This is a genomic window from uncultured Ruminobacter sp. (assembly GCA_902764345.1).
Classification (GTDB): Bacteria; Pseudomonadota; Gammaproteobacteria; order Enterobacterales; family Succinivibrionaceae; genus Ruminobacter.
Genome location: CACWVT010000019.1, coordinates 25,638 through 33,779, shown reverse-complemented (window position 1 = coordinate 33,779; position 8,142 = coordinate 25,638). Strand labels below are relative to the sequence as shown.

Annotated in this window: 8 protein-coding genes and 1 pseudogene; 5 read left to right on the top strand and 4 right to left on the bottom strand. The window is 45.6% G+C overall.

The annotated features are described in order from the left end of the window. From QZU58_RS05105 to QZU58_RS05090, 4 genes and pseudogenes are all read right to left on the bottom strand, one after another. The coding region (locus QZU58_RS05105) for an AAA family ATPase (protein WP_294495500.1) at positions 1 to 1,134 on the bottom strand (1,134 nt) is incomplete at its 3' end. Then, positions 1,109 to 1,336, bottom strand: coding sequence for an AAA family ATPase (locus QZU58_RS05100; protein ID WP_294495498.1), 228 nt, complete (start codon positions 1,334 to 1,336; stop codon positions 1,109 to 1,111). The genes QZU58_RS05100 and QZU58_RS05105, both read right to left, overlap by 26 nt. A gap of 233 nt (positions 1,337 to 1,569) precedes the next feature. Continuing rightward, a pseudogene (locus QZU58_RS05095) lies at positions 1,570 to 2,124 on the bottom strand (transposase). 43 nt (positions 2,125 to 2,167) lie between these two features. Then, positions 2,168 to 2,482, bottom strand: coding sequence for a helix-turn-helix domain-containing protein (locus QZU58_RS05090; protein WP_294495496.1), 315 nt, complete (start codon positions 2,480 to 2,482; stop codon positions 2,168 to 2,170). A 404-nt stretch (positions 2,483 to 2,886) separates the two neighbouring features. Between QZU58_RS05090 and rfaE1 the strand changes: the two genes are divergently transcribed. From rfaE1 to rfbB, 5 genes are all read left to right on the top strand, one after another. Further along, complete coding sequence (gene rfaE1, locus QZU58_RS05085; RefSeq protein ID WP_294495494.1) at positions 2,887 to 4,215, top strand: D-glycero-beta-D-manno-heptose-7-phosphate kinase; 1,329 nt, start codon at positions 2,887 to 2,889, stop codon at positions 4,213 to 4,215. A 39-nt stretch (positions 4,216 to 4,254) separates the two neighbouring features. Next, entirely contained in the window at positions 4,255 to 5,241 is a 987-nt protein-coding gene (rfaD, locus tag QZU58_RS05080; RefSeq protein ID WP_294463449.1) for an ADP-glyceromanno-heptose 6-epimerase, read from the top strand. Positions 5,242 to 5,419: 178 nt separating this feature from the next. Beyond that, complete coding sequence (gene rfbA / locus QZU58_RS05075; protein WP_294495504.1) at positions 5,420 to 6,292, top strand: glucose-1-phosphate thymidylyltransferase RfbA; 873 nt, start codon at positions 5,420 to 5,422, stop codon at positions 6,290 to 6,292. Between the two features lie 103 nt (positions 6,293 to 6,395). Beyond that, on the top strand, positions 6,396 to 6,956 hold the full coding sequence (rfbC, locus tag QZU58_RS05070; protein WP_294495492.1) for a dTDP-4-dehydrorhamnose 3,5-epimerase: 561 nt from the start codon (positions 6,396 to 6,398) through the stop codon (positions 6,954 to 6,956). A gap of 104 nt (positions 6,957 to 7,060) precedes the next feature. Beyond that, the gene (gene rfbB / locus QZU58_RS05065; RefSeq protein ID WP_294495490.1) at positions 7,061 to 8,122 is read left to right on the top strand and encodes a dTDP-glucose 4,6-dehydratase; all 1,062 of its coding nucleotides are present in this window, start codon (positions 7,061 to 7,063) and stop codon (positions 8,120 to 8,122) included. The last annotated feature ends 20 nt before the right edge of the window (positions 8,123 to 8,142 follow it).

The window sequence follows — 8,142 nt, the reverse complement described above, 5'->3', positions numbered from 1 at the left end:
TCCTTTTACCAGTTTACCGGTATTGTTTTTCATGACGGAATTGTTTTTAAGGAAATTCAGAATCTTGGATTTAAAGCATTTTCTGATTTCTTCATTCGGAATATATAGACTGTAACTGTCATTTTCCGGAGAATGGGACTGCGGATCGAAGGTGAGATATCCGGTGTACAGCAGCAGTGTCCAGAAATCGGTGATGTCATGTCCTTTTAAATCACCGTAACACAGAGAGGTTCTTACTTCCGTGGTAATTGATTTGCCGTCCAGAAGATCCTGCATTTTATCGACGTCTTCAGGCTCTATAAATCCCATGAATTCTTCTATTACGTCGTTACCGCTGGTGTTTATCCAGTAGTTGTCCGCAATAATGAGATTTCTGTCCTCACCAAGCTTTTCATGGTTGTCATCACAGAAGGACATTACGTCCCATGGGCAGTATATGTGATTTTTCCCGAAGTAATACCCGTCGTAGTTACTTCTTACTCCTTCATAATAGTCGGTAAGACCATAGTAAGACAGTACCTCTCCAGTCTCTTTTTCAGTAAAACCAATTCCCTGAGAAATATCATCCTTGCCGGTATCAAGAACTGAACAGATTTTTAAATTGTTGAGCCCGGTAAAAATACTTTCCTTGGCTGCTCTCAGACAGCCGGTAAGCACGGCTCTGCCGAGGTAAAGATTGGTTTTTAAGGCATTGCCTAAGAACGGACTGATGATGTCAATCATTTCCTCGTAGTAGTTGTAATGGGCGGCCTTGGCAATGGGTACATCATATTCGTCTATCAGGAGTATTGGCTTTATTCCATGATGTTTGTACAGAAATTTCAGCAGATTGCTCAATGAATCAGTAACTTTATCTTTATTACTAATATTACAGATAAAATTTTTATCAGATACAATTTCTTTAAAAATATTCTTTTCTGCATCATTAAGCTTTTGACTTTCAGAGAGATAACTGAATGAACTATACAAATCAAAAACCATACATCCCATTTGATAGTATGCTCTCTCAAATTCACTCCCTGATACGTTCTTCAGTGAAATGAAAATAACCGGAAACTTTCCCATGTGTTCACGGCAAAATTCCTTATCCTCAAAGATTTTGGTGTTCTTAAACCACTTTTCCTGACGGGACACGTCTAGGATCAAGAGACAGAAAATCATAGAATGTTGACATGGTAAGAGTTTTACCGAAACGTCTTGGTCTTGTGATAAGCATTACGTCCGCTTTGTTTTCCTTGAATACGGTCTTGATAAAAGGAGTCTTATCGACGTAATAGCAGTCATTTTCAATAAGCTTATGAAATAATTCTGCTCCAATACCTATAGACTTTAACATTCTGTCCATCCTCTGAATCCAACGTCGGTTAACATGCTTCTCATGGAGTCTAGTCTAGCACATCTGTTGAATAATCTCAGTGAGATACTGTTAAACTTTAACTAAAACTAAATTGAGTAAGATAATAACGAAAATGGTTCTTCACGGAATTGTTGGGAGACAGAGAGATGCCGGGTATCTAATCAGGGTGAAGAAATACTCTTCATCCCGGTACTCAAAAGCTATTCTTTTAGCTACCTTAATTTTCCGGTACTGATGGGATGAGTAGCGTGAGCTACCGGTCCTCTCAGACGTCTCTCTTTCAACTCTGCAAATTTCTGCAGTTGCGGTATTCCACTTTCCTTCGCAGCCGTAAACCATTTCATCCATCCGTAATAGGCTTTTTCTTTATCACGTAATTCAAATAGTCGGTTCATTTCTTCCTTCATTGCATAGCAGGTGGCCAGATCACTGTGTGTGTTAAGTATTTCATCTAATGCTTCTCCTCCTGACTCGCTAAGATTCCGACTGTTGGTTAACACAGCCCAGCGTGCCTTTTTAAGCCGGGAGAAACCCTGACTTTCATTCCGTATGTCCTGTTTAAGTTTCTGCAGGGTTTCTTTATCATCAAAAGTTCCAGCCAGCTTTTTAATTCATTTGCCTTGTTCTGATGCTTTCTTGCCTCCTCAAGTCTGACGGAACCGAGAAGGACTCAGAAGTTCCATGTCATACTCCTCGAAGAACTTTCTGAAATCCTCCATGCCATGGCCTTTCCCCACCCACTGGATTTCTCCGGTTTCCAGATCCATTACGCAGGATGCATAGCTGTGGCCTTTGTGTATTGCAAATTCATCAACCTTTACGCTTTCTGAGGAATTCATCCATGATGCCAAGATGAATTTTCTTAACTGTTTCCCAATGAAAACCGGTAATCTCAGCAACTGCGGAAACAGGCATGTTCCGGGATAACAGCCCTTTAATCCATTCGGCTGCCCGTATGGTTATTTTGGTATTCGGAACTTTTGCGGGAATGGGTTCCATAAAATGATGTCCGCATTCTCTGCATTTATATCCGTGGTAGTGAAAAACAAGACTTTGTCTCTGTTTGGGAAGGAACGGAAAATCCTTAATTTCCGTGGAATGTCTGGCATGAACATACACGTTCATTTTCCCGCAAAAAGGACATCTCATGTCCAACGTTTGGCTGTTGCTTTCGAAAGAATATAAAGTTTTGGGGTCAAAGCTGTTTGAAACAGCAGTAAATGGTTAGCAAACTGAGTCTATCTGTGTATCACACGTCTGAAGGGGCATAAAGTATCTCTATTTGTTTTTTGTGTGGTAACTTAAATACCAGAATACTTTTGCCCCTTCTTCAATATCTACATTCCCAACAATTCCGTGAAGAACCCAAAAATTGTCCATACCAGTGAATATGCGGGCATTTGTGTTCAATTATCTTATCTGTAACAGGCGATAATATGATAATATGTTCATAACTGTTTACATTTGTCACGGCTTTTTATCCGGACATTCATAAACAAAAAACAATTTATAAAGTGAGGATGTACTGCATGTCGGCAACACGTTTGGAAAAACTCCGTAAAATCAGTCCTTTGGTCATTGGTGACATTATGCTGGACAGGTTTATTTACGGTAAGGTTGAACGAATCTCTCCTGAAGCTCCCGTACCGATTTTTAAATACGATCATGAAAAGGAAATGCTGGGCGGAGCCGGTAACGTGGTTGCCAACATAACGTCACTGGGCTGTAAATGCGATTTCCTCGGGGTTATCGGCAATGATGCCGAAGGCCGTAAAATATCATCTCTTCTCAAGAAAATCGGTGTACACAGCCATCTGCTGCGTCTCAATGACTATCCTACAATCGTCAAGGCAAGACTCATTGCCGGCAATAATCATATCGTCAGAGTTGATCATGAAAAGAATCTGCCGATTATCGCCAATGTTCTGGATCGTTTTGAGAGCATTCTGTCAAAGGCCATAAGAAGTGCCGACGTGGTTCTGCTTTCCGACTACAACAAGGGAATTCTTACCAAGGAAACCACGCAGATGATTATCAGCATCTGCCGCAGACTGAACAAGCCGGTCATCGCGGATCCTAAGGGCCTCGATTATTCAAAGTACCGCGGTGCTACCCTGATTAAGCCTAATCTCAAGGAATTCGGAGAAGCCACCGGCAGAAAATACTCTCCAAAGAGTGCGACCTTCCATGAAGAGGTTACCGAAGGTGCGTTACGTCTCATGGAGGAGCATGACATTGATAATCTCATTGTCACTCTCAGTGAATACGGCATGCTTCATATTTCCAGAAGTGAAAAGAAGGTTAACCACATCTTTACCGAAGCACGAGAGGTATATGATGTTTCCGGCGCAGGGGATACCACTCTTGCAACTCTCGGCATGGCAATAGGTTCGGGGATGCCGATAAAGGATGCCATGGTTCTGGCAAACAGGGCTTCAGGCATCGTGGTTGGCAAGCTCGGTACCGCCACGGTTTCATTTGAGGAACTCTGTGCCGCATGTTCAGGCACAGGCAGAACTGGAAACAGGGATTCGCTGCTTAAGGATGATGAACTGAAGACGGTTATCGGAAGGGCTCGTGCCCAGAACAGAACCGTAAAGGTCGTATACGGTGATTTCAGAAAGTTTGGAGCCGCTGAGATTGAGAAGCTGAATGACATAAAGTCAGGCTGTGACAGTCTTTTTGCCGTGATTTCCGGAAACGGGGCTGAATGCGATCTTGCAAGGGCCGTGCTCTGCAACCACATCGCCGTTGACGGCGTGGCCGTCTACGCCGATGCTGAGGCATGGCTGAAGGAACATCTTGCGGAACTTAAGCTGCAGCAAGGGGATATTATGGCTCTGGACAGCGCTGTTTAGCGTCCGGACCGTGTGTTTTTTGGAATTGAGGATTAGTTTATGATTATTGTTACTGGCGGCGTCGGATTTATCGGTTCATGCATTGTCGCCAAGCTCGATGAACTTAACATTCACGATGTTTACGTTGTTGACTGGCTCGGTACCGATGACAGATGGAAGAATGTTGCCAAGCATGAAGTGGGCGGTATTATCCTGCCTGAACAGCTTGATGAATTTCTTGAAGAACACAAGTCCGAGGTGACTGCAGTCATCAACATGGGAGCCATTTCCACCACCACTGAAAGTGATGTTGACAGAATACTCAGAAACAATCAGCAGCTTGCATGGAAGCTCTGGTGCTTCTGCCGTGACAACAATGCACAGTTCATTTACGCGTCATCAGCCGCAACATACGGTTCAGGTGAACACGGCTTTGTTGACAATGCCGACCTTGACTATCTCAAGTCTCTGCGTCCGCTTAATCCTTACGGCTGGAGCAAGGCTTCATTCGACGTGAAGGTCGCACGTGAACTGGCTGAAGGCAGAGCAACTCCAAAGCAGTATGCCGGTCTCAAGTTCTTCAACGTATACGGTCCTAACGAATATCACAAGGGCGGTCAGAAGTCAGTTATCGCCCATATCTTCCCTGCCGTTAAGAGAAACGAGCCTGTAAAGCTCTTCAAGTCGTACAGGGCTGATTACAAGGACGGCTGGCAGTTAAGAGATTTCGTATACGTGAAGGATGTGGTTGACGTTATCGTATGGCTGCTCCGCAACCCTCATGTCAGCGGTCTGTTTAATGTTGGTACCGGTAAGGCCCGTTCATTCTACGATCTTGCCAAGGCCACCTGGAATGCCATGGGTCTTGAAGAAAAGATTACCTTCGTGGACATGCCTGAAAACATCAGAGACAGATATCAGTACTTTACTGAAGCCGATATGACCAAGCTGCGTGCCGCAGGCTACGATAAGCCGATGACTTCTCTTGAGGAAGGCGTGGCCGATTACGTCATCAACTACCTGAATAAGGAAGATCCTTACCTGTAAAGTACGGGTAATGGAATTAACCGGTGAGAGTGCGGATGCCGCAGACGGCGTCCGCACGAAACGGCAATGTATTGCGTGCACGAATACCGGAGGTCCAGAACCTCCGGTATCCGTTTATGCAGGGAACAGAAAAGGCGGGTTTTTCAGAAGGAAAACAAAAAAGGAAAGGGCGGAAATCATGAAAGGAATCATTCTTGCCGGCGGAACCGGCAGCAGACTGTATCCGCTTACCGTGGCGGTAAACAAGCAGCTTCTTCCCGTTTATGACAAGCCCATGATCTATTACCCCCTGTCCATACTGATGCTGGCCGGAATCAGGGAGATACTCGTCATCACCAATCCTGAAGAACAGTATCTTTATAAAAGACTCCTAGGTGACGGCAGCCAATGGGGACTTTCCATCCGGTATGCATCACAGGAAGCACCTAACGGTCTTGCGGAAGCCTTTATCATAGGTGAGGACTTCATTGGCGGAGACAGTGTCTGTCTGATTCTCGGAGACAACATTTATCACGGTCATCAGCTGTCGGAACTGCTGCGTCGCTCTGCATCCCTCGAAAGCGGGGCCGTGGTATTCGGGTACAGGGTCAACAATCCGGAAAGGTACGGCGTGGTCAGCTTTAATGATAACGGCGAACCTGTGTCCATTGAGGAAAAACCGGAGCATCCGGGATCTTCATATGCGGTTACGGGCATTTACTTTTATGACTCGAAGGTGGTGTCTTACGCCAAAAGCATTAAACCTTCAGCCCGTAATGAGCTGGAAATCACCGATATCAATAATATATACTTAAGAAACGGTGAGCTTAAGGTGGAGATTCTGAGTCGCGGAGTGGCCTGGCTGGACATGGGAACTCCGGAGCTGCTGCTTGAGGCTTCATTGTATATTATGACCCTTGAAAAAAGACTCAACTGTCAGATATGTTCTCCTGATGAAATAGCCTACGTGAAGCATTACATTGATGCGGATCAGCTCAGACGAATTGCCGCAGAATACGGCAACAGCGATTACGGCCGGTACCTGACCGAGCTGGCCGGTTCCCGTAAGTAGATTAACCTTTGTTTCAGGAGATTCATGAGGTCTGTTCCTTTTATGTCTCCTGTTTGTTTCTGTTCTCTTCACTGTGTGAAAAGAACACCGGATTGTATGGATTATGCAGATAACCGAAACCGATATTCCTGATGTACTGATAATTGATCCAGTCGTGCATCGTGATTCCCGCGGAGAGTTTGCTGAAATAATACGGGCTTCCGATTTCAGCAGTTTTACCGGCGGAAAGAATCTGGTTCAGATTAATCAGTCTCTTTCCTCAAAAGGTGTACTGAGGGGACTGCACTGTCAGATGAGGCATCCTCAGGGCAAGCTTGTTCGCGTGGTTCACGGAGAGGTCTTTGACGTGGCCGTGGATCTGCGTCGGGACAGCCCTACCTTTGGCAGAAGCGTTTCCGTTGTGCTTTCGGCGGATAATCACCGCATGTTATGGATTCCGGAGGGCTTTGCCCATGGCTTTCTGGTGCTGAGTGAGTCTGCCTGTTTTATATACGGCTGTACTGATTATTATGACGCTGCCTCGGAACAGACCATTCTGTGGAATGATCCAGATCTGGCCATCTGCTGGCCGTCTGTGAAGAACGCCGACGGTTCCGTTCAGGCTCCGGTCGTCTCCGCAAAGGATGCGGCTGCCAAGGCTTTCAGGGATGCGCTTTATTTTTAGTTTTTTGGTTTTCTGCTTATTTACGTCTTTTGATTAACGTGTCGGCATACCACTGCTGTACAGGGGCTGATGCCTGTTTCAGTAGCCGTCCGGAGTGAGTGTCTATGAGTGAGTATATTATGGTTACCGGCGGAGCCGGATTTATCGGATCCAATTTCGCGGCTTATCTGCTCGAGCATTATTCCGATGTCAGGGTGTTGGTTCTCGATAAGCTTACATATGCCGGTAATCCCGCAAATCTTGACATGGCACGCCGTATCGGCGGTGACAGACTGCTGTTTGTGAAAGGGGACATATGCGATACCGTCCTCGTCGAATCACTGATAAGGGAATACCGCATTCTCAAGGTCGTGAACTTTGCGGCGGAATCCCATGTGGACCGTTCCATAGCCGATGCCGACGATTTTATAAAAACAAACATTGAGGGAACTTATTCTCTTCTCAAGGCCTGCAGAAAATGCTGGAATGACTTCGGAAAAACCGAGAATACTCGATTCCATCAGATTTCCACCGATGAGGTTTACGGTTCACTCAGTTCTCCTGATGACCGTCATTTTACCGAGGGACAGGTCTATCTGCCAAATTCACCTTACGCCTCATCCAAGGCTTCGGCAGATCTGCTGGTCAGATCCTTTAACCGCACTTATGGTCTCAATACTACCGTCACCCACGGTTCCAATACCTACGGCTACTGTCAGCATCCGGAAAAGCTGATTCCGATGACCCTTACCAGAGCATTAAACGGACAGGAAATTCCCATCTACGGCAGCGGAAACCAGGTGAGGGAATGGATTTTTGTAACTGATCACTGTAAAGCCGTTGATTATGTCTTACGCTATGGTAAGAGCGGTGAGCATTACAACATTGACGGCATACCGATGACAAACAATGAAATGGTTAACGGAATACTCTCCATGCTGGACTCCGTTCTTGAGTCCGATGCGGGACTCCGTGCCCGGTTCCCTGATGCCGCAGTATGCAGGGGAATGAGGTCTGCCGATTTAATACGACACGTGACAGATCGCCCGGGACATGACATATGCTATGCGGTCAATGCCGAAAAAATAGAACGGGAGCTTGGATTTAAGAGGGACGTTGAGCTTGAGGCGGGACTTCGCATGACCTTTGAATGGTATCTTGGAAACTGTCTGAAGTCCGAGATTTAGGATACTGGAGCTTTATTATG